At 69.6% G+C, this 20,429-nt stretch carries 21 protein-coding genes; 6 read left to right on the plus strand and 15 right to left on the minus strand.

Going from position 1 to position 20,429, the window contains the following annotated elements:
* Positions 1-75: 75 nt before the first annotated feature.
* The 12 genes from NX1_RS23870 to NX1_RS23925 form a co-directional block, all read right to left on the minus strand.
* Positions 76-840, minus strand: coding sequence for a sporulation protein (locus NX1_RS23870; RefSeq protein WP_068063537.1), 765 nt, complete (start codon positions 838-840; stop codon positions 76-78).
* Positions 841-971: 131 nt separating this feature from the next.
* The gene (locus tag NX1_RS23875; protein ID WP_084501700.1) at positions 972-1,631 is read right to left on the minus strand and encodes a phosphoribosylanthranilate isomerase; all 660 of its coding nucleotides are present in this window, start codon (positions 1,629-1,631) and stop codon (positions 972-974) included.
* A 73-nt stretch (positions 1,632-1,704) separates the two neighbouring features.
* Positions 1,705-2,427: a lysophospholipid acyltransferase family protein gene (locus NX1_RS23880; protein WP_068063542.1), complete on the minus strand. Its 723-nt coding sequence runs from the start codon at positions 2,425-2,427 to the stop codon at positions 1,705-1,707.
* A 180-nt stretch (positions 2,428-2,607) separates the two neighbouring features.
* Entirely contained in the window at positions 2,608-3,621 is a 1,014-nt protein-coding gene (locus NX1_RS23885) for an ROK family protein (RefSeq protein ID WP_068063543.1), read from the minus strand.
* Positions 3,618-4,562 (minus strand): hypothetical protein, encoded by a 945-nt coding sequence (locus tag NX1_RS38105; protein WP_245668649.1) that lies wholly within the window; start codon positions 4,560-4,562, stop codon positions 3,618-3,620. The genes NX1_RS23885 and NX1_RS38105 overlap by 4 nt, the downstream gene beginning before the upstream one ends.
* 13 nt (positions 4,563-4,575) lie before the next feature.
* A complete protein-coding gene (locus NX1_RS23895) occupies positions 4,576-5,901 on the minus strand; it encodes an ArsA family ATPase (protein WP_307651441.1) in 1,326 nt (441 codons plus the stop codon).
* Positions 5,898-6,335 carry an SRPBCC family protein gene (locus NX1_RS23900; protein WP_068063546.1) on the minus strand — a complete coding sequence of 146 codons (438 nt, stop codon included), beginning with the start codon at positions 6,333-6,335 and terminating at the stop codon, positions 5,898-5,900. Before NX1_RS23900 ends, NX1_RS23895 begins: the two co-directional genes overlap by 4 nt.
* A gap of 63 nt (positions 6,336-6,398) precedes the next feature.
* On the minus strand, positions 6,399-6,794 hold the full coding sequence (locus NX1_RS23905) for a polyketide cyclase / dehydrase and lipid transport (protein WP_068063548.1): 396 nt from the start codon (positions 6,792-6,794) through the stop codon (positions 6,399-6,401).
* A 29-nt stretch (positions 6,795-6,823) separates the two neighbouring features.
* Entirely contained in the window at positions 6,824-7,951 is a 1,128-nt protein-coding gene (locus tag NX1_RS23910) for a glycosyltransferase family 4 protein (protein WP_068063550.1), read from the minus strand.
* Between the two features lie 63 nt (positions 7,952-8,014).
* Positions 8,015-8,944 (minus strand): hypothetical protein, encoded by a 930-nt coding sequence (locus tag NX1_RS36510; protein WP_245668651.1) that lies wholly within the window; start codon positions 8,942-8,944, stop codon positions 8,015-8,017.
* A gap of 78 nt (positions 8,945-9,022) precedes the next feature.
* Positions 9,023-10,048: an NlpC/P60 family protein gene (locus NX1_RS23920; protein ID WP_068063554.1), complete on the minus strand. Its 1,026-nt coding sequence runs from the start codon at positions 10,046-10,048 to the stop codon at positions 9,023-9,025.
* 261 nt (positions 10,049-10,309) lie between these two features.
* Positions 10,310-10,888 (minus strand): C40 family peptidase, encoded by a 579-nt coding sequence (locus NX1_RS23925; protein WP_068063556.1) that lies wholly within the window; start codon positions 10,886-10,888, stop codon positions 10,310-10,312.
* A 594-nt stretch (positions 10,889-11,482) separates the two neighbouring features.
* On the opposite strand from NX1_RS23925, the gene NX1_RS23930 reads away from it, so the two are divergent.
* Positions 11,483-13,282 carry a DEDD exonuclease domain-containing protein gene (locus NX1_RS23930; RefSeq protein WP_068063618.1) on the plus strand — a complete coding sequence of 600 codons (1,800 nt, stop codon included), beginning with the start codon at positions 11,483-11,485 and terminating at the stop codon, positions 13,280-13,282.
* Between the two features lie 4 nt (positions 13,283-13,286).
* On the plus strand, positions 13,287-13,562 hold the full coding sequence (locus NX1_RS23935) for an Lrp/AsnC family transcriptional regulator (protein ID WP_067785820.1): 276 nt from the start codon (positions 13,287-13,289) through the stop codon (positions 13,560-13,562).
* A gap of 4 nt (positions 13,563-13,566) precedes the next feature.
* Here NX1_RS23935 and NX1_RS23940 read toward each other — a convergent pair whose 3' ends face one another.
* From NX1_RS23940 to NX1_RS23950, 3 genes are all read right to left on the minus strand, one after another.
* Positions 13,567-13,848, minus strand: coding sequence for a hypothetical protein (locus NX1_RS23940; RefSeq protein ID WP_068063557.1), 282 nt, complete (start codon positions 13,846-13,848; stop codon positions 13,567-13,569).
* Between the two features lie 222 nt (positions 13,849-14,070).
* Entirely contained in the window at positions 14,071-15,132 is a 1,062-nt protein-coding gene (trpD, locus tag NX1_RS23945) for an anthranilate phosphoribosyltransferase (protein ID WP_068063559.1), read from the minus strand.
* 182 nt (positions 15,133-15,314) lie between these two features.
* Positions 15,315-15,725 (minus strand): hypothetical protein, encoded by a 411-nt coding sequence (locus NX1_RS23950; protein ID WP_068063561.1) that lies wholly within the window; start codon positions 15,723-15,725, stop codon positions 15,315-15,317.
* 216 nt (positions 15,726-15,941) lie between these two features.
* Here NX1_RS23950 and ctaE point away from each other — a divergent pair, with 216 nt between their 5' ends.
* The 4 genes from ctaE (at position 15,942) to qcrB (ending at position 20,354) form a co-directional block, all read left to right on the plus strand.
* Positions 15,942-16,553, plus strand: a complete 612-nt coding sequence (gene ctaE, locus NX1_RS23955) for an aa3-type cytochrome oxidase subunit III (RefSeq protein WP_084501704.1) — start codon at positions 15,942-15,944, stop codon at positions 16,551-16,553.
* 61 nt (positions 16,554-16,614) lie between these two features.
* On the plus strand, positions 16,615-17,478 hold the full coding sequence (qcrC, locus tag NX1_RS23960) for a cytochrome bc1 complex diheme cytochrome c subunit (protein WP_084501705.1): 864 nt from the start codon (positions 16,615-16,617) through the stop codon (positions 17,476-17,478).
* Between the two features lie 72 nt (positions 17,479-17,550).
* Entirely contained in the window at positions 17,551-18,738 is a 1,188-nt protein-coding gene (gene qcrA / locus NX1_RS23965; RefSeq protein WP_068063567.1) for a cytochrome bc1 complex Rieske iron-sulfur subunit, read from the plus strand.
* A complete protein-coding gene (qcrB, locus tag NX1_RS23970) occupies positions 18,735-20,354 on the plus strand; it encodes a cytochrome bc1 complex cytochrome b subunit (RefSeq protein WP_068063570.1) in 1,620 nt (539 codons plus the stop codon). The genes qcrA and qcrB overlap by 4 nt, the downstream gene beginning before the upstream one ends.
* The last annotated feature ends 75 nt before the right edge of the window (positions 20,355-20,429 follow it).

Consider the following 20,429-nt stretch of genomic DNA (forward strand, 5'->3'; position numbering starts at 1 on the left):
TCACTCGCACGCCGAGCAGACCACCCCTACCCGTGGTCCCGCGTCGACATTGTGGACAAGGCTACCAACGCGGGCTCAGTGCGCGAGCCGCGCCAGGCGATGATGCAGTTCGCCCGCCCAGTCGACGCCGCCGAGGTGCTGGTAGTCGACCCACAGCGCGTCGAACACGTCGCGTCCCTCGGAGATCCAGCCGCCGCGCTTGTCGGCCTCCAGTACCACGCTCATGCCGGTCTCGGTCGCGACGAAGGTGACCTCGAGCTGGTTCAGTCGCGGGTAGTGCGGCGAGCCCGCGAACTCGATCTCCTGATAGAACGGCAACGTCTGCGGCGTGTTGTGCACCCGTCCCGCCTCCACGTCGGCGCTGCGCAGGTGAAAACCCAAGCGCTCCACGGCCTCCAGCAGCACGTGCTGGGCGGGCAGCGCGCCGACGCCGATCGGGTCGGTGTCGGCGGCGTCGACGGCGCCGTGGATCTCCACGATCGTGCGCAGCGAGACCACCGTGCCCGGCAGGTGCCTGCCGTTGTAGAAGGTGATCGGCGTTTCCATCGGGGCGCGGGCCGCGAAACGGAAATCCAGCACCGCGCCGGGCGGCAGGTGCAGCGGACCGTGCACCCCGGTGCGCCCGAACGCGATGTCGCGCACGGCTTCGTGGTCCTCGTACTCCTGCTCGGCCCTGGTCACGAATTCCACCGCGATGTGCGCGATGTCCTGCCCGACGTTCCCGCCGCGCAGCCGTACCAAGCCCTCGACCGTCCCGCCGGGCTGCACGCCGGGAGTGAACAACTCGGTCTCGACCTCGGCCCCGCCGACCCCCGCCGCCGCCAACAACTTCTTGAACATGCCCCGCAGTCTCCCCGCCCCGCCTTACCGACACCTTGTCGTTCACTTACCGTGTGACCAACGTCATCGGCAGCCTCACAGAGTCTCCGTCAGCTGCGGCCTGTGCGAGGCGTATGGGAGGTCTGTGCGCGTCAGGAGGAGGCGCTGTGCGCGGTGTTGACGAAGTCGGCGCAGGCGTCGGGGGATTTGTCGCCGGAGGGGTGTTCGACTCCGCTGTTGACGTCGACGGCGAATGGGCGGACCGTGCGGATGGCGTCGGCGACATTGGCCGCGTTCAGACCGCCCGCCAGGATGACGGGACGGCCGAGCCCGCGCAGCTCGTCGACGATCGCGGCGCTCACGGACCAGTCGTGGGTGCGGCCGGTGCCGCCGAGGCGGTCGGTCGTGCGCGAATCCAGCAGAACCGCATCGCAATCCGCCGCGGCCGAGCGGGCGGCGTCCATGGCCTCGGAGCCGGTGACGTGCACCGCACGGATGATCCGGTGCACCGAGGCCGCGCGGACCTGCCGAACGGTCTCGTCGGTCACCAGACCGTGGATCTGGATGGCGTCCACGCCGACGCGTTCGGCGAGGTCGAGGATCGCCCCGGCGCTCTCCAGATGGGTGACCAGAACCCTGGTGACGAAGGGCGGCGTCTGCCCGGCGAGCCGAGCGGCCCGGTCGGCGTCGAGCGCGTCCTCGCTGACGTGGGTGACGCCCGCGATGAATCCGACCGCGTCGGCGCCGGCCGCGATCGCGATCCGCAGATCGCTCTCCGACCTGATTCCGCACAGCTTCGCACGCACCGGCACCGGGGCAACGATACCGTCGCGGAAACGAGAACGGCCCCGGGACCTTTGGGTCTCCGGGGCCGTCCTGGGAAGGTCAGCTGGCGGCGGTGTCGGGGATGCGGGCCGCTTCCGGCTTCGAGCCGGAGGGGACGCCCTTGAGGCTGTGGGCGTAGACGTCGACGTACTCCTGGCCGCTCAGGCGCATGAGCTCGTACATGACCTCGTCGGTGACGGCGCGTTCGACGAAGCGGTTGCCGCCCATGCCCTCGTAGCGGGAGAAGTCGATCGGGGCGCCGAACTTGATGGTGACCTTGCGGCGGCGCCACTTGAAGGGGCCGGGCGGGGAGACCTCGTTGGTGCCGATGACCGCGACCGGGATGACGGGCACGCCGGTCTCGAGCGCCAGGCGGGCCAGGCCGGTCTTGCCCTTGTAGAGACGACCGTCGGGGGAGCGGGTGCCCTCCGGGTAGAGGCCGACCAGGCGGCCCTCGTCGAGCAGCTTGCGGGCGGCGTTCAGCGCGTCCTCGGCGGCGTCCGCGCCGCTGCGGTCGATCGGGTACTGACCGGTGGCGCTGAAGAAGAACTTCTGCAGGCGCCCCTTGAGACCGGGGGTGTTGAAGTATTCGGCCTTGGCCAGGTAGTTGATGCGCCGCGGACTGGTCAGCGGAGCGAACAACCAGTCGGCGAAGGATAGATGGTTACCCGCCATGATGGCCGGCCCGTCCGCCGGGATGTTCTCCACGCCTTCGACGGTGGGCCGATTGTAGAGATGAATGAACGGTCCCAGCAGCACGAACTTCAGCAGCCAGTAGAACATGACGTCCTTCCCCCGGGACCGGGATAGTAGCGGGCAACCTGCGTCAGTTGCCGACTTTACCGCTGGTCCCACATCACATCCAATCTCAGCGATGGATCTCACCACAATCGGGTCGGCGCGGGCATCGAAGGACCCTCCGCGGCGGGCTGATTCGAACGGATGTGCCCGTGCGCGCGGCGGTCAGCGTCCGCTGCGGGCGACCCGCGACGAGCGCCGCCCCGGCTCGCCGAGCACGGCGCGCGCCAGTTCGGCCGCGCCGATCATGCCCGCCGCCTCCCCGAGCTGGGTGGTGCGGATGCGGGCAAGCGGCCGGTGTCCCGCGCCGGTGACGGCGCGGGCGTATTCCTCGCGCGCGTCGTCGAGGAACAGCGGGGCCGAACTGCTCACGCCGCCCGCGATGACGATCAGGTCGGGATCGAAGATGTCGCTGACGAAGGCCAGCCCGAGCCCGAGCCAGTGCGCGAAATCGGCCATCGCGGCGAGCGCGACGGGGTCGCCGTCCTGGGCCGCGCCCGCCACCCGCCTGCCGGTGAGCGAGCCGGGATCGCGGGACGCCTCTCTGGCCAATACCGTCGAGCGGCCCGGGTCGGTGGCCAGCAATTCGATGGCTGTTTCGGCGAGGGCGGTTCCGCTGCAATATCTTTCCCAGCAACCGTGCTTGCCGCACGGGCAGGCCCTGCCGTGCGGGACCACTTGCAGATGGCCGAGTTCCGGTGCGACGCCGTGCGTTCCGCGGTAGAGCGTGCCCTCGATGAGCAGCGCGGCGCCGACGCCGGTGCCGATCGCGATGAGCACCACGTTGTGCCCGCCCGCCGCCGCGCCGAACCGGTACTCCGCCCACACGGCGGCGTTGGCGTCGTGCTCGAGGATCACCGGCAGCTCGAGACGCGCGGTGAGCCGCGCCGCGACGGGCGCGTCCTTCCACGGCAGGTGCGGTGCGAATCGAACGGCGGAACGGTCGCCGCTGATGAAGCCAGCGACGGCGAGACCGACGGCGCCGATCCGGTGGCGACGGCGCAGTTCGCGCACGGCGCGATCGAGGGCGTCTTCCAGGGCGCGCTCGCTGTGCGGTGTCGGCGACTGCACGGTGTCGAGCACCTCGCCGTCGCCGTCCACCACCGAGGCGCGAATGTTGGTGCCGCCGACGTCGATTCCGACGGTCAGCGGGAGCGCGTCTGCCACCGGGTGCGTCATGCCTTGATCGTCACGGGGATGCCGACGTATCCGGACCGCTTGCCCCCGGAGCGGGAACGCGTGGTCTGCTCCGGCGCGTCGGACGCCGCGGTGCGCTGGTCGTCCGAGCGCGCCGAGTAGGTGCGCTGGTCGGCTGCGCGTGCGGCGCCGGAGCGCTGGTCGTCCGAGCGTGTGGGGCTGGTGTGCTGGTCGGCCGAGGATGCGGCGTTGCTGCGCTGGCCGCCCGAGCGTGCGGCGTTGGTGCGTTGGTCGGTTGCGTGTGCGGCAGCGGTGTGCTGGCCGTCCGAGCGGGCGGCATCTGTGCGCTGATCAGCCGGTCGCGCGGCATCGGTGCTCTGATCGACCGGACGTGTGGAGCCGGAACGCCGGGACCTGTGATCGGAGCGTGACCCGTCTCGGCGCTGATGACCGCCGTGGGCCTCGTCCTGGCTCCTGGCCCCTCTGCGAGCGGCGGCCTGTCGATCGGTGGAACGCGCCGGATCGCCGTGCCGGTCACCGGGACGGGACGCGTCGCGGCCACCCGGCCGAGCCCCGGCATCTTGCCGGACGCCCGTGCGCGAGCCGCCGTCTCCCTCACCCGGCCTTGCCGCACCGGCGGTCCCGTGCGGCGCGTCGCCGGATCCCGGATGCCCTTGCCGCACATCGGTTTCCGGATCGTCGGTGGGCAGCAGCGGATCGACCGGCACCCCGGCCAGCGCCTCGCGCAACACCGTGACGATCGCGGTGCCGTGATCGGCGATCGCGGCGACCACGTCGTGGTGCTCGCCGCGCACCAGTGCGGCGGCCGCGCACACCGGGCACCAGCTGCACGCCGACCAGTCCGGCTGACCCTGCGCCGCGCTGCGCCGCAGCACCGGCTCGACGCGTTCGAGCACCGCCTCCGCCAGCAGCTTCAGTTCCTCGGCGAATTCGCTGAACCCGTCGCCGTGCGGGGCCGACATCCCGTTCTCCATCTCAGCGCGCCTCTTGCGTCAGCGGCCACACGTCGGGGTCGGGGCGGAAGCGCACGACCAGGTAGCCGCTCTCGAGTTCGGCGTCGTCGACCATGCACCGCCGCAACACCGGAGCCAAGCGCACCCGGCGTCGCACCCCGTCCGCTCCCACGATCAAATCGTCCTCCACTCGTCCCAGTCGCAGCGTCGCCGGATCGACGACGGGCAGGTGCATCCGCATCGCGTACACCGAATGCAGACCCGTGCCCGATTCCAATCGAACCACCGGTTCACCGGAACGTGCGTGAACCTCCGCTGGATTGTCGCCCAGCATAAATGCCGTTCCGGCGTCTGACGCGCCGGAACCGACGGCGTAGGAAAGCGCTTGCAGCGAACCGAGACCCACCGGCTCCGCGCCGGTGTGCTGAGCGATCAGCACCGGGGTGCCGCGCATGGCCTTGCTCAGCCCTTCGATGACGTCGTGCTGCTCGGCGCGCCGGTTGTGGTACCAGTGCACGGCGGGATGGACGGCGTCGGCCGGACCGGACGGTTCGGGCATCGGCGGCAGCACCTTGTTGACGATCACCGCGTCCAGCCGCAGACCGAGCAGCGCCGCGGCCGAGCGCACCCGCTCGGACTCGGCGAGCGCGACTCGTTCGGCGACGGTGACCAGCCGAGCTCCGGTGCGGTCGTGATCGGCGAGCAGGTCGCGCACCTCGCCCACGGCGGCGACGATCCGATCCACCGTTGCCGCGAGCACCGCCCGCCGCAGGTCGGTGCCGATGGTGCTCATCGCCCGCGCGTGCGGGGGCCATATCCGTTCCATATAGCCGAGCAGGGCGTCGGGCGCGGTGACGATGCGCAGCATGTCCGCGGAGGGCGGACAGTCCACGACGATGACGTCCCAGTCGTTCTCGTCGGCGAACTGCGCGATCTCCACCAGCATCAGCAGTTCCTGCACGCCGGGCAGGCCGGTCAGTTCGGCGGGATCCAGAGCGGCCAGATCGATGCCGTGATCGTGGGTGTGCGCGCCGCCCGCGGACAGCATCCGCGTCACCTCGCGGAACCGATCCTCCAGCAGCGCCAGCGAATCCACCTCGATGACGTCGAGTCCCGGCAGCACCCTGGCGATTCCGGTCACGGTGCCTGGGTCGTGCGGGAAACGGAAACCGAGCGCGTCGCCGAGCGAGTGCGCTTGGTCGAGGGAGGCCAGCAGGACGGTCTGCCCGGCGCGGGCATAGGACATGGCGGTCGCGCAGGCCAGCGTGGTCTTGCCGACGCCGCCCTTGCCGACGTACAGCTCGAGCCTGGTCGGCTCGCGTCGGCCGCGCTTCTGCTGCCCGGTCAGCCTTCGACCCGCTTCTTCAGTTCCTTCAGCGCGGTGTCGGTGATGACCTTCTCGGCCTTGCGCTTGAACATGCCGATCATCGGGATGTTGAGATCCACGGTGAGTTCGTAGACCACCAGCGTGTTGCCGTCGGGCTGATCGATGAGCTCGTAGGTGCCGTCCTGGGCCTTCTGCAGATCACCGCTGATCAGCTTCCAGCTGACCGCCTTGTCGTCGGCGCGCCAGGTGTAGGTCAGCACGTAGGTGTCCTTGACGACGCCCGCGTCGAGCACGAAGCGTGCGGTGCGAGCCCGGCCGTCGGGACCCTCCTCCAGCACTTCGACGGACTTCGCAGCCGAGACCCACTCCGGGTAGGACTCCAGATCGGCGATGACGGACATCACTCGCTGCGAGGGGGCCTCGATGAGGATCGACCTCTGGGTCCGGTCGGCCATGGTGGTCAACGGTTCCTTTCGGTGTCGAGTGGCCGCGCCGGTGCGGCGGCGCCGCCGCGGTGCTCAGCCTGCCTGCGGCACGGCGGGCGTCACCCCGGCCGGACGACCAGCCTCGAGCCGCGCCTTGATATCGAACGACATGTTCTTGCCCGCGACCCGGCGTGCCCGGTTGGCGGCCGACAACTCGCGCGGCGACATCCCTTCCACGCCCCGCGGTTCGCAGTGCAGGAAGTAATGCAGGATGACCCCGTCCAGCGCGGGCTCGAGCCACACCTCCATGGTGCCCGTCAGCGCTCCGGAAACCGACCAGCGAATTCCCTTGTCGCCGCGGTCCTCTCGGACGTCGAGCGTGAGATCGGGCCACCACTGGCGCCATTTGCCCGGGCCATCGAGCACCTGCGCGACCGCCGCGCCCGAGGCGGCGACGAACGTCTGGTCCGCGACCTGAATACTGCTCACACCGCTGAGCGTAGTTGATCGGGGTTCACTCAGCGGAGGAGGTGGCGCAGGCGCGCGCCGAGGGTGTCCCAGCGCCAGTTCTCCTCCACCCAGGCGCGACCCGCGGCGCCCATGGCCGCGGCGGCGTCACGGTCGGCGAGGATGTCCACCAGCGCGTCGGCGATCTCGGTGACCTTGCGTCCGTCGACCACCCGGCCGGTCTTGCCCTCCAGCACGGTTTCCGGCGCGCCGCCGGAACGGCCGGCGACCACGGGGACGCCGCTGGCCGAGGCTTCCAGATACACGATGCCGAGGCCTTCGACATCGAGACCGGCGCCGCGAGTACGGCACGGCATGGCGAAGACGTCGGCGATGGTGTGGTGCGCGGCGAGTTCGGCCGATGGCGCCCGGCCGGTGAAGATCACGCTGTCGGTGACGCCGAGCGCGACGGCGAGACCGCGCAGTTTGTCCTCGTAGGGCCCGCCGCCCGCGATCACCAGCACCGCGCCGTCGACGCGGTCGCGGATCTCGCGCATCGCCGCGATCAGCGCGTCCTGGCCTTTGCGCGGGACCAGCCGGGACAGGCACAGGATGGTCGGGCGGTCGCCGAGCCCGTAGCGCGCGCGTAGCTCGGCTCGTGCCTCCGGGTCGGGACGGAACACGTCGGTATCGACGCCGGGCGGCAGGTATTCCAGCGCCGCGTCCGCGCCGAAGGCCGAGGCGAACCGGCCACGGGTGTACTTGCTGACATAGGTGACGACGTCGGTGTGCCTGCCGATCGCGCCGAGCGCCTGTCGCGCGCCAGGCAGCATCGACCAGCCCACCTCGTGCCCGTGCGTGCTGGCCAGAATGCGCTCGGCCCCGGCCCTGCGCAGCCGCGGTGAGAGCAGCGCCAGCGGCGCCGCCGCGCCGAACCAGACGGTGTCGCACTTCTCGTCGCGCAGCAGCCGCGCGGCCCGGCGCAGCACCAGCGGCGTCGGCAACATCAGGGTGGTGGGATGACGCACCACCTGGAACTTCTGCTTGGCATCGAACTTCAGGTGCGAGTCGCCGCGCCAGCGCGGCGCGTACACCACCAGATCGTCGGGCGGTAGCTGTCCGGCGAGCGCCTGCAGATACGACTGGATACCGCCCGGCCGTGGCGGGAAATCATTGGTAACCAGCAGAGTTCGGGCCATGGGGGACAACCTACTTGGTGGGATCGGCGCGCCGCCGCTCCGGTCGGGCTGCGCGGGGACGGATCACACGGCCTGGGCCGAGAGCCAGCCGCGCCAGTCCGCGACGAAGTCGGCGCGGCCGATACCGAGCACTTCGCGTAGGACGCGATCCTCGCTCGCGGCGTCCTGTCGCTGCGCCGCGAGGCGCCGGTAGAGCTCGACGAGACGGCGTTCGTCGTACTTCTCGGCGACGAACGCGCTGGCCGACCATGCCTGCTCGTAAGACGCGACGGCGCTGCCGCCCGTGAACGCCGTGTCCGGGGGGAGGTCGTCGGGGAGCGTTCCGGTGCGCAGCGCCGCGTTGACCGTCGGCGCGATCTCGGCGAACCGATGACCTCGACCGCGGTGGGCGGCGTACTCGGCGAAGCCCTCCAGCATCCACTGCGGGGCGCCGTCGGCGGTCTCGGCACGCGCCGCGATATGGGTCAGCTCATGGCGAAGAAGCGTGCCCAATCCGTCGGCCGAGAGGCGATGCCCCGCGTCGGGGCTGAAGACCACCCGTTGACCGGTCGGCTCGCTGCCCCGCACGAACGGATCGGCCACCGAGGCCGCGGCGACCTCGGTGGGCATCTCGGCGCCCGCCCGCACCAGGGCGGCGAACTCCGACGGCGTCGCGGCGACCACGACGAGCGCCGACTGCGCCCACTCCGGGCCCCACAGCTCGGTGATCGCGGCGGTGGCGCCGGGCAGTTCGCGGGCGAGCACCTCGAGCTCGGCGCGATGGCCGGGATGGCCGACCACCAGCGATTCCGTTGCGTCACCGCCGGGGACGCGGATCGACTCGATCGGGCCGAACGGCTCCATGGTGCGGCGCACGGCGGCCAGTCGAGGGTCGTCGGCGGGCGCTTGGCCCAGGCTCTCGGTCGAGGCGTCTTGGGCGGCGCGGATTTTCGGCAGTGCCAACTTGGGCGCCATGGCCAATGCGCAGCACAGGCCCGTCAACAGGGTGACCATTCCGACGGTGAGTACGAACTGACACCGCCCTTTGGCCATGCACCAGCCGCGTGCCCGTCGCCAACCCTCCATAGCGGATCAGTATCGCCTAGCGGAGTGATACGGCGTCGACCCCATGGGCGCAACCGCCACCGGCACGCCGAAAGTGGAGGCGTGCAACATGAGTCCGTTGCCCGCGTAGATGCCGACATGCGAGATGTCGGAATAGAAGAACACCACGTCACCGGGCTGCAGATCGCCCTTGGCCACGGGAGTGCCGTAGGACGCCTGCGCCGAACTGGTGCGCGGCACGTTCTTGCCGACCTGTTTGAACGCCCACTGCACCAGGCCCGAGCAGTCGAACTGGTTCGGTCCGGTCGCGCCCCACACGTACGGGTCGCCGACGCGGGTGAGCCCGGCTGCCAGCGCGCTGGTCCCGCTGCCGGGGACGAGGCCCTGCAGCAGCGTGTCGCGATCGAAGCCGGGCGGGAACGGCGACCCGGCCAGCGCTGACTTGTCCTTGCTGGACAACGCGCCCCACGCCTCGACCACCTGAGCGACCGCGCCGCCCAGCTCGCTGCGCTTGCGTTCCAGATCGGCGCGCGTCTGGTCGGCCTTCTGGGCGGCGCCGCGGGCCGCGTCCGCAGCGGCGCGGGCGGCGGACTCGGCGGATTCGGCCGCGTCGGTGGCCTTCTTGAACTGGCGCAGCTGATCGGTGGTCTGCGCGCTGAGCACATCCAGCGTCGACATCTGATCGAGCAGCTTCTGCGGGGAATCGCTGACCAGCACGGCGTACATCCGGTTGGTGCGCGCGCCCTGGTAGGCGGCGATCGCGGTGCGGTCGATGACCGGCTGGAATTTGCGCACCTCGGCGCGCGCGGCGTCGGCGACCTCGGTGGCCGCGGCCAGCTTGGCGTCGGCCTCCTGCTGCACGACGAGTTTGGCGTCGAGATCGGTCTGGACGGCCAGCGCCTGCTGATTCAGCTGCTCGGTTTGCCGGGAGAGATCGACCATTCGCTGCACCGCTTCGGTCGCGGTCGTCGGCAACGCGACGGGGTCGGCGCCCGCGGGACCGCCCCCGTACAGAGCCGTCGCCAGCACTCCGGCCGCCAGCACCCCGCTCATCAGACGATTCGCGCGAAGTCTTCGGTGACCAGCTGTCACTGGCGTGCCCCGTTCTCTCGTAATGCCGACTCGTGAAATCGAACGCGACGCAGTCGCCCACGCGGCTCACGGAGACGGGTTCGGCGACTCTGCAACCCGCGGGTAGGTCTCATTTAGGTTACGAAACGGCGGCGCCCGGTGTCCAGTGGAGAACGAACCGATCACGGCCGACGGGAAGAATCGAGCCAGGCCCCGCGCGGTGGCCCGGCTCGATTCGGCAGATCAGAAGCGGCGCGCGCCCGCGACCGGCATCGACGAGATCGGGGCGATCTTGACCGGGGTGCCGGAGGTGGAGGCGTGGATGACGTTGCCGTCGCCCGCGTACAGGCCCGAGTGGCCGCCGCCGTAGAACGACACCAGGTCGCCGAGCTGCAGGTCGTCGAGCGAGACCGGGGAGCCCGCGGCGAGCTGGGCGCCGCTGGTGCGCGGCAGCTCCATGCCCGCCTGGCCGTACGACCACTGCACCAGGCCGGAGCAGTCGAAGGAGTTCGGGCCCGCGGCGCCGTAGACGTACGGTGCGCCGAGCTTGCTCATGGCGGCGTCGAGGGCGACCTCGCCGAGCGTCTTCTGGGGCGCGACGAACGGCAGCGGAGCGCCGGGCACCGTGCCGAGCTGCACGCCGGGGATCTCGGCCGGGATCGGGATCTCGTTCGGAACGTCGAACGTTCCGACGCCGGGGATGGTCACCGGCTGGGCCGACGCGGGAGCGGCGGGAAGGAGGAAGGCGCCGATGGTGGCAGCGCCGACGGCTCCGGCGGCAACGGCACGCTGCGCCTGTCGCTTGACGGTGTTGGTCGCCATGATGCGGTTACTTCCAATCTGCCCCACGACGCCACACCCGGTGGTGCAGCGGACTGCGTGCTGCCGCTCCGTTCGGGGGCGGCGGACTCCGTGAGGTCTCGAAAAGGTTACGAACCCATCACGGTGTTTTGTAAAGCCCTGGGGATCCGAAATGGCGATGCTCAACAATTTCCGCCATGCATATCTGCGAGGTATCTCACAGCAATCACGAAACGATAACGGCGGCCGGTTACCCGGCGGCGTCCGCCTCGTTACCCCCAACTGTCCCAGGTGGCGATGTGCTTCATGCGAGGTTTGCATGACCGGTATTTGCGCAGGTGGAGGCGCGCAAATCGGTGCTTGACACGTCCTGAAACCGGACGCTCGCTCGGGTGCGTCCGGCAGCGCGACAGCATGCTCGGCACGGCCGACCGGCTGTACCGGACACGCCCGGGCTCTTATTCATTCGTGACAGAAATGTGATCTGGGTCTCTTTTGTGAGTTCTAGATCATTTCGGGGGTATCACAACGAAAACCTCGCGCGACAAATCGGACGAATGGCGCACGGTTCCGCGTGCCCGAAGTTTGTCGGACCCGGCCCCTACGCTGCTCGCCGTGCCCGACCCCGTGCCGCGCCAGGCCGCCGCCAAGCAGCTGGCCTTCGACGAACTCGATACGCCGCTCTACGACACCACCTTCGTGGTCGTCGACCTGGAGACCACCGGCACCAGCGCGGACGGCGACGCCATCACCGAGATCGGCGCGGTCAAGGTGCGCGGCGGCGAGGTGCTCGGCGAGTTCGCGACGCTGGTGAACCCGGGCAGGGCGATACCGCCCGCGGTCGTGCACGTCACGGGCATCACCACCGCCATGGTCTACGCGGCCCCGCGCATCGAGTCGGTGCTGCCCGGGTTCCTGGAGTTCGCCGCGGGGGCGGTGCTCGTCGCCCACAACGCCCGGTTCGACATGGCCTTCCTGCGGGCCGCCGCGGCGCGCAGCGAGACCGAGTGGCCAAAGGCGCCCGTGCTGTGCACGGTGAAACTGGCGCGGCGGGTGCTCGGCCGGGACGAGGCGCCCTCGGTGCGGCTCGCGTCGCTGGCCCGGCTGCTCGGCGCGAGCACCCAGCCGACCCACCGCGCTCTCGATGACGCGCGCGCCACCGTCGACGTGCTGCACGCGCTCATCGCCCGGGTGGGGAACCAGGGCGTGCACAGTCTCACCGAGCTGATGGATTACCTGCCCGACGTGAGTTCCGGGCAGCGCGCCAAGCGAGTACTGGCCACCGACCTGCCCGCCGCACCCGGCGTCTACCTCTTCCGCGGCCCTGGCGACGAAGTCCTCTATATAGGCACCGCGGTGAATCTGCGCCGCCGCGTGCGCAATTACTTCACCGGCTCGGAGACCAGGGGCCGGATGAAAGAGATGGTCGCGCTTGCCACCCGCGTCGACCACGTGGTGTGCGCGCACGCGCTGGAGGCGGGCGTGCGCGAACTGCGGCTGCTCGTCGCGCACGCACCGCCCTACAACCGGCGTTCGAAATTCCCCAAGCGCGGATGGTGGCTCACCTTGACCGACGAGCCGTTCCCGCGCTTCGCCATCGTCCGCACACCGACTCGGGATGCGTTGGGGCCCTTCACCTCGCGCCTCGACGCCAGCGACGTCGCGGCCACCGTCGCCGAGCACGCCGGACTGCGCACCTGCACGGCGCGGTTGCCGCGCGAGGCCCGCCACGACTGCCCGCCCGCGGTGGTCGGCGGCTGCCCCGCGGCCACCCCTTCCGGAATCCCCATGAATACAAAGGAATACGCTTCGGCTCCGGACGCGGTCCGCGCGCTGTTCCGCGGCGATTCCGACGCCATCTTGAGCGCCATGCTCGACCGCATCGAAAGCCACTCCCGCGCCGAGCATTTCGAGGCCGCCGCGCGGTTGCGCGACCGCACCGTCACGGTGATCAGGGCGGTGCGGCGCACCCAGCGGCTGGCGGCCGTCGCCCGCATCGCCGAACTGGTCGCCGCGCATCCGGACGGCGCGGGCGGGTGGGAGTTCGCCGTCATCCGGTACGGCCGCCTCGCGGGATCCGGTGTGGCGCGCCGCGGCACGCCGCCGATGGCGATCGTGGAACAGATCGTCGCGGCGGCGGAGACGGTCGTCCCGGACGGGGTCGCCGACGCACCGTCCGCCGAGGGCGGCTGCCCCGATCTCGTCGACGCGCCGCCGCTGCGTGGCGCTTCGCCGGAAGAGGCGGGGCTGATCGCTCGCTGGCTGGAGCGACCCGGCGTGCGGATCGTGCGCGGCACCGAGGGATATCGCGAGCCGCGCCGCGGCGCGGGCCGGTGGCTCGGCTGGGCCGAGGCGGCCGACGCCGCGGCGCGGACCCGATCCGCCGAGGCGGACTACGCCGACCGCCTAGGCTGACGGCATGATTAACGCGATCGTGCTGATCCACGCCGACAACGGCCGTATCCCGGAGACCGCGCAGGCGGTCGCCGACACCGAAGGCGTTACGGAGGTGTACTCGTGCGCGGGCGATGTCGACCTGATCGCGATCGTGCGGGTGCGCGATCACGAGCAGGTCGCCGAGGTGGTGACGCACCGGATCGACAAGACGCCCGGCGTGCTGCGCACCACCACCCACATCGCGTTCAAGTCCTACTCGCGCGCCGACGTGGAGGCAGGTTTCTCGCTGGGGGAGTAGCCGGTCAGACCGCCGTGACGGCCGAACCGGTGATCGAGCGGGATTCACCCGGCTGCAGCACGGCTACCGCGTCGCCCTGGCATTGGGCGTCGAGGTACACGTTGACGACGCGGTCGGTGTTGTTCTCCACGGAAAGCTCATCGGGATTGTCGGCGACCTGAACACAGCCCACCAGGTCCTGGATCACCTTTCCGTTCACGACCAGGTCGTTCTGCTGGGCCGCGTTGGCGAGCGGCGCGGCGAACAGCATGGCCGCACCGGTGATTCCGAGTAGTGCGCGCTTCATAGTCAGCTCCTCACGTGTCGGACCGGACGGCGTGCCGACGCACGTCGGGACGCCGTGCCGGATGAGTGCACGGCGGTCCGGTGACCGCCGGGATCGTGATATGCGGACTCGTAGCCACGGGGAATCGCTGCGGCCGATCCGTCCCGCGCCGGGCCAGTCTAATCGGGTGTTACCTGCGAGGAAGGGGTTCGGCGACGCTCGGATCGAGCGTTTGCCAAATGTTCACCGATCGCCGAGCGTGTGCGAGAGCTTGGCCCAGCTGTCCAGCAGCGCCGCCGCGTGACCACCGTCGATCGTGGCCGCCGCGCGCTCGATCGCGGCCGCCAGCGCGTCGTGCACGTCGGCCTCGGGATCGCCGATTCCGCGCGACAGGTCGTAGGCGACGATCGCGGCGGCCGAGTTCACCAGCACCGCGTCGCGCACGGGGCCCGGCGCGCCGGCGAACACCGACCGCGCGACACCGGCGTTGACCTCCGCGTCACCGCCGCGCAGCGCGTCCAGCTCGACGCGCGGGATGCCGAGGCGGGTCGGGTCGATGGTGGCTCGGCGTTGACGGCCGCCCGATACCACCCAGACGTCGGTGGTATCGGAGGTGGTGATCTCGTCGAGGCCGTCGTTGCCGCGCACCACGAGGGCGCTCGCCCCGCGCTCGGCGAACACGCCCGCGATCACCGGAAGAAGTTCGGGGAAGGCGCAACCCACGAGTCCGGCCCGCGGCTGCGCTGGGTTGGTCAGCGGGCCGAGCACGTTGAAGACGGTCGGAATGCCGATTTCCTTGCGCGCCGGGCCCGCGAAGCGCAGGGCGGGGTGGAACAGCGGCGCGAAGCAGAATCCGATCCCGACCTCGCGGACGCACTGCGCGACCGACTCGGGACCGAGGGTGAGCCGCACGCCGAGCGCCTCGAGCACGTCGGCGCCGCCGCTCTTGGACGAGGCCGCCCGATTGCCGTGCTTGACCACGGGAACGCCCGCCGCGGCCACCACGACCGAGGACATGGTGGAGATGTTCACCGAACCGGACCGGTCGCCGCCGGTGCCGACGATGTCGACCGCGTCGCCGTCGATGTGCACGAGGCGGGCGTGCGAGAGCATGCCGGACGCCATGCCGGAGAGCTCGGCGGGCGTCGGCCCCTTGATCTTCATCGCGACGCCGAAGGCCGCGATCTGCGCCTGCGTCGCGTTGTCGGTGAAGATCTCGTCGATGACCCACGCCGTGTCGTCCGCGGCCAGGTCGCCACCGTCGGCGAGGGTTCCGAGCACCTGGGGCCAGCTGCGCACGCTCATTCCATTTCTCCCGTCACACCGGTCCTCCACCAGTTCTGTGTGAGCAGCCTAGTTGGCGCGGTCGGGCGAAGCCCGTCGATAGTCCCGCGCATGTCCGGAGCGCGGGGCGGAGGTACGCCTGATCGGCGCGGCAGGGCGAAGTCCGTCGTTCCTCGCACGGCCGAAACGTAGCCGGAGGACGCCTAATGGCCCGGTTGCAGGACGTCCCAGCCGTCGGCGAATCCGTCGTGGCGCTGAGCCAGCCCGGCCATCCGCGATTTCTCCGGCGCGCAGTGCAACGCGTCGACGATTTGCACGCGCTGGAGGATCAGCGCCCGCAACTCGTCCGATGACGCGGCGGTGGGCGGCGCAGGCGCGTACCCGTCCTGCGCCGCGATCTCGCACACCCGCTCGACCTGCGCCGCCGGAATCCGCAGGTGATGGCGCAGCACCGCGGGCGCGTCCTCGATCAGCCCCTCGGCCCTGTCCAGCACGGCCGAGCACGACTCGGCGTCCTCGAAACCCGCCGCGACCACCACCAGATCCGCACGGTCCACGTCGAGCCGCGCCGGTGCGGTGCGCCCGAACAGCCGCCGCCAGATTCGCGGTGCCACATCCGCCTCCTCGTCTCAGCTTCTACTTACTCTCGCCTGCCATCATGGCCGCGTCCGCGCAGGTCGGCGCGTCCGGTTCGGCGGTGTCTCGCCGAGGTGCGGACGGGCGACTCCGATGCCGTCGGGACCCGGTCCGTCCGTGCGTTTTCCGACACGGACGGCCAAGTTTCGTACCCGGCTACTGCTGTCGTACTACGACGAGTCATACTTAGCCCCGTGACGACCGCAGTAGGGACCCCAGGATCGGCCATTACCCAGCGTGTGCACTCGCTGAACCGGCCCAACATGGTCAGCGTCGGTACCATCATCTGGCTGTCGAGCGAGCTGATGTTCTTCGCCGGCCTCTTCGCCATGTACTTCGTCGCGCGAGCCCAGGCCCACGGCAACTGGCCGCCGGAACCGACCGAGCTGAACCTCAAGCTCGCCGTGCCGGTCACGGCCGTGCTGGTCGCGTCGTCGTTCACCTGCCAGATGGGTGTATTCGCCGCGGAGAAGGGCGACGTGTTCGGCCTGCGCCGCTGGTACGTCCTCACCTTCCTGATGGGCGCGTTCTTCGTCGGCGGCCAGGGCTACGAGTACTACCACCTGGTCCACGAGGGCACCTCGATCTCGAGCAGCGCCTACGGTTCGGTGTTCTACATCACCACCGGTTTCCACGGTCTGCACGTCATCGGTGGTCTGATCGCCTTCATCTTCCTGCTGATCCGGACCAAGGTGAGCAAGTTCACCCCGGCGCAGGCCACCGCTGCGATCGTCGTCTCGTACTACTGGCACTTCGTCGACATCGTGTGGATCGGGCTCTTCGCCACGATCTACTTCGTCCGATAGCCAGCGGGTCAGCCCCGAACCTTTTGCACAAGTCGGTTCCGTCTACTCCAAAGGGACACAGATGAGTTCATCTCCCCCGTCAGCGCCAGAGCCCGCCAGCCCCGGGAACGGCGAGGCCAGCAAGACCCGCAAGCAGCGTCGCCTTCGCAGGCGCATCGCGGGCGGTCTCGCGCTCCTGGTGGGTCTGGTCGGAGCCGGCTTCCTCGCGACGGCTCTCACGCCGGAGCCCCAGGTGGCGACCGCCCACCAGGATCAGTCCGCACTGCTCCGTGAGGGCAAGCAGCTCTACGAAACGTCCTGCATCACCTGCCACGGCGCGAACCTGCAAGGCGTGCAGGACCGCGGCCCGAGCCTGATCGGCGTCGGCGAGGCCGCCGTCTACTTCCAGGTGTCCTCCGGGCGCATGCCGCTGGCCGCCAACCAGGCGCAGGCCACCCGTAAGCCCCCGAAGTTCGACGCCCAGCAGATCGACGCGCTCGGCGCCTACGTCGCCGCCAACGGCGGTGGCCCGACCGTGGTGCGCGACGCCAACGGCGAGGTCGCCCAGGAGTCGCTGCGCGGCGGCGACATCGCCCGCGGTTCCGAGCTGTTCCGCATGAACTGCGCGTCCTGCCACAACTTCACCGGCAAGGGCGGCGCGCTGTCCTCCGGCAAGTACGCGCCGCCGCTGGAGCCCGCCAGCGAGCAGCAGATCTACACGGCCATGCTGACCGGCCCGGAGAACATGCCCAAGTTCTCCGACCGCCAGCTCACGCCGGAAGAGAAGCGCGACATCATCGCCTACATCAAGAACGCCGCCGAAGAGAAGACCCCGGGTGGCTACGGCCTCGGCGGCTTCGGCCCCGCGACCGAAGGTCTGGCGATCTGGGTGGTCGGCATCGTGCTGACGGTGGGTGCGGCTATGTGGATCGGATCCCGGTCATGACCGGTCAGCGCCCGGAGGCGGTAGCCTGCGTGGCCACGGAGGGCGTCCGGACATGGCCGAAAGGACACAGTCATGAGTGAACAGGAGCGAGACGACGTGAGTCGCCCGGACGATGGGCCCGAGCTGTCGAAGGGTTCGGTGAACCCTCCGGCCGAGCCGACCGAAGATGAACTGGACGCGATGTCGCGCGACGAGCTGGTCAAGCTCGGCACCGAGCGCGACGGCGTCGACGTCGCCTACCGGCGCGAGCGCTTCCCGATTCCGGGGACGAGGGCCGAGAAGCGCGCCGAGCGCGAGGTCACCTTCTGGTTCGCCATCTCCGGTCTCGCCGCGGCCGCGCTGATCGGTGTCTTCCTGTTCTGGCCTTGGGAGTTCAAGGGCACGAACGAGGAAGGCCACGACGCCTACTCGCTGTTCACGCCGCTGATCGGCCTGACCTTCGGCATCTCGGTGCTGGTCATCGGCATCGCCGTGGTGCTGATCCGCAAGAAGTTCATCCCGGCGGAGATCTCCATCCAGGACCGCCACGACGGTCCCTCGCCCGAGGTGGAGCGGCGCACCCTGGTGGCCGAACTGTCGGACGCGCTCGACACCTCCACCCTCGGTCGTCGCAAGATGATCACCCGCACCGCGGGCGCCGGCGTCGGCGTTCTCGGCCTCGGCTCGCTGTTCCTCTTCGTCGGCGGCATGATCAAGAACCCGTGGGCCAAGGGCGACAAGTCGCCGCTGTGGGTCTCGGGCTGGACGCCCGACTTCGAGGGCGAGACCATCTACCTGCGCCGCGACACCGGCCGCCCGGACGACGTCGTGCTGGTGCGTCCGGAGGACCTGGACGCGGGCGCCATGGAGACGGTGTTCCCGTGGAAGGAGAAGTGGCGCGGTGACGAGCACGAGATGCTGCAGTCGCTGCGTGGCATCCGCAACGCGGTCATGCTGATCCGCCTGCGCACCGAGGACGCCGAGAAGGCCATCAAGCGCAAGGGCCAGGAGAGCTTCAACTTCGGCGACTACTTCGCCTACTCGAAGATCTGCACCCACCTCGGCTGCCCGACCTCGCTGTTCGAGCAGCAGACCAACCGGATCCTGTGCCCCTGCCACCAGTCGCAGTTCTCGGCGGTCGAATGGGGTAAGCCGATCTTCGGTCCCGCCGCTCGCGCACTGCCGCAGCTGCCGATCACCGTCAACTCCGAAGGCTTCCTCGTCGCCAACGGCGACTTCATCGAGCCGCTCGGACCGGCCTACTGGGAGCGTCGTTCATGAGTCCGTCCGTGGCAGCCCAAGCCAACGAAATGGACGAGCGGTATCGCGCCGCTGCGTTCATGAAGCGGTCGATCAACAAGGTCTTCCCGACCCACTGGTCGTTCCTGCTCGGTGAGATCGCCCTCTACAGCTTCATCATCCTGTTGCTGTCGGGTGTGTACCTGACGTTGTACTTCGATCCGTCGATGTCGCACGTGGTCTACGACGGCGCATACCAGCCGCTGCGTGGCGTCACGATGTCGCGGGCGTACGAGACCGCGCTGAACATCTCCTTCGAGGTGCGCGGCGGCCTGTTCGTGCGGCAGATCCATCACTGGGCGGCGCTGCTGTTCGCGGCGTCGATCATCGTGCACCTGTTCCGTATCTTCTTCACCGGCGCGTTCCGTAAGCCGCGTGAGGCGAACTGGGTGATCGGTTCGCTGCTGCTGATCCTGGCGATGTTCGAGGGCTTCTTCGGGTACTCGCTGCCCGACGACCTGCTCTCCGGCACCGGTCTGCGGGCCGCGTTCTCCGGCATCACCATCTCGATCCCGGTGATCGGTACCTGGATGCACTGGTTGATGTTCGGCGGCGACTTCCCGGGCGACATCATCATCCCGCGTCTGTACATCGCGCACGTGCTGCTCTTCCCGGGCATCATCCTGGCGCTGATCGCCGCGCACGTCGCGCTGGTCTGGTACCAGAAGCACACTCAGTTCCCCGGTCCTGGCCGCACCGAGAACAACGTGGTCGGCGCGCGCATCGTGCCGGTGTTCGCCGCGGATCAGGGCGCGTTCTTCGCCTTCACCCTGGGTATCGTCGGCATCATGGGCGGCGTGCTGCAGATCAACCCGATCTGGAATCTGGGCCCGTACAACCCGTCCCAGGTCTCGGCGGGTTCGCAGCCTGACTTCTACATGATGTGGACCGACGGCATGGCGCGTCTGATGCCGCCGTGGGAGCTGTACCTGGGTCGCTACACGGTTCCGGCCGTGTTCTGGGTGGCGCTGATCATGGGTCTGGTGTTCACGCTGTTGATCGCCTACCCGTGGATCGAGAAGCGCCTCACCGGCGACGATGCGCCCCACAACCTGTTGCAGCGTCCGCGCGACGTGCCGGTGCGTACCGCGATCGGCGCCATGGCGATCGCCTTCTATGTGGTGCTGACGCTGTCCTGCGTCAACGACATCATCGCGCTGAAGTTCGACATCTCGCTGAACGCCACCACCTGGATCGGTCGTATCGGTCTGCTCGTCGCCCCGCCGGTGGCCTACTTCGTCGCCTACCGGTTCTGCATCGGCCTGCAGCGCAGCGACCGGGCGGTGCTGGAGCACGGCATCGAGACCGGTGTGATCAAGCGGCTGCCGCACGGTGAGTACATCGAGGTGCACCAGCCGCTCGGCCCGGTCGACGACCACGGTCACCCGATCCCGCTCGAGTACCAGGGCGCCCCGGTGCCGAAGAAGATGAACAAGCTGGGCTCGGCGGGCAAGCCGGGCACCGGTAGCTTCCTGCGACCCGACCCCCGCGAGGAGTCGGAGAAGCACTTCGAGCTCGAGCACGCCGAAGAGCACCGGCAGCTCGCGGTGCTGCAGAAGGCGCAGAACGAGGCCAACGGCAACGGCAAGAGCCACTGACCCACGGTCGATGCGAAGGCCCCGAGTCGAATACGACTCGGGGCCTTCGGCTTTCTCGCCGCGGCGCGATGTCGT

Source organism: Nocardia xishanensis NBRC 101358 (assembly GCF_001613365.1).
In the GTDB taxonomy this organism is placed as follows: Bacteria; Actinomycetota; Actinomycetes; order Mycobacteriales; family Mycobacteriaceae; genus Nocardia; species Nocardia xishanensis.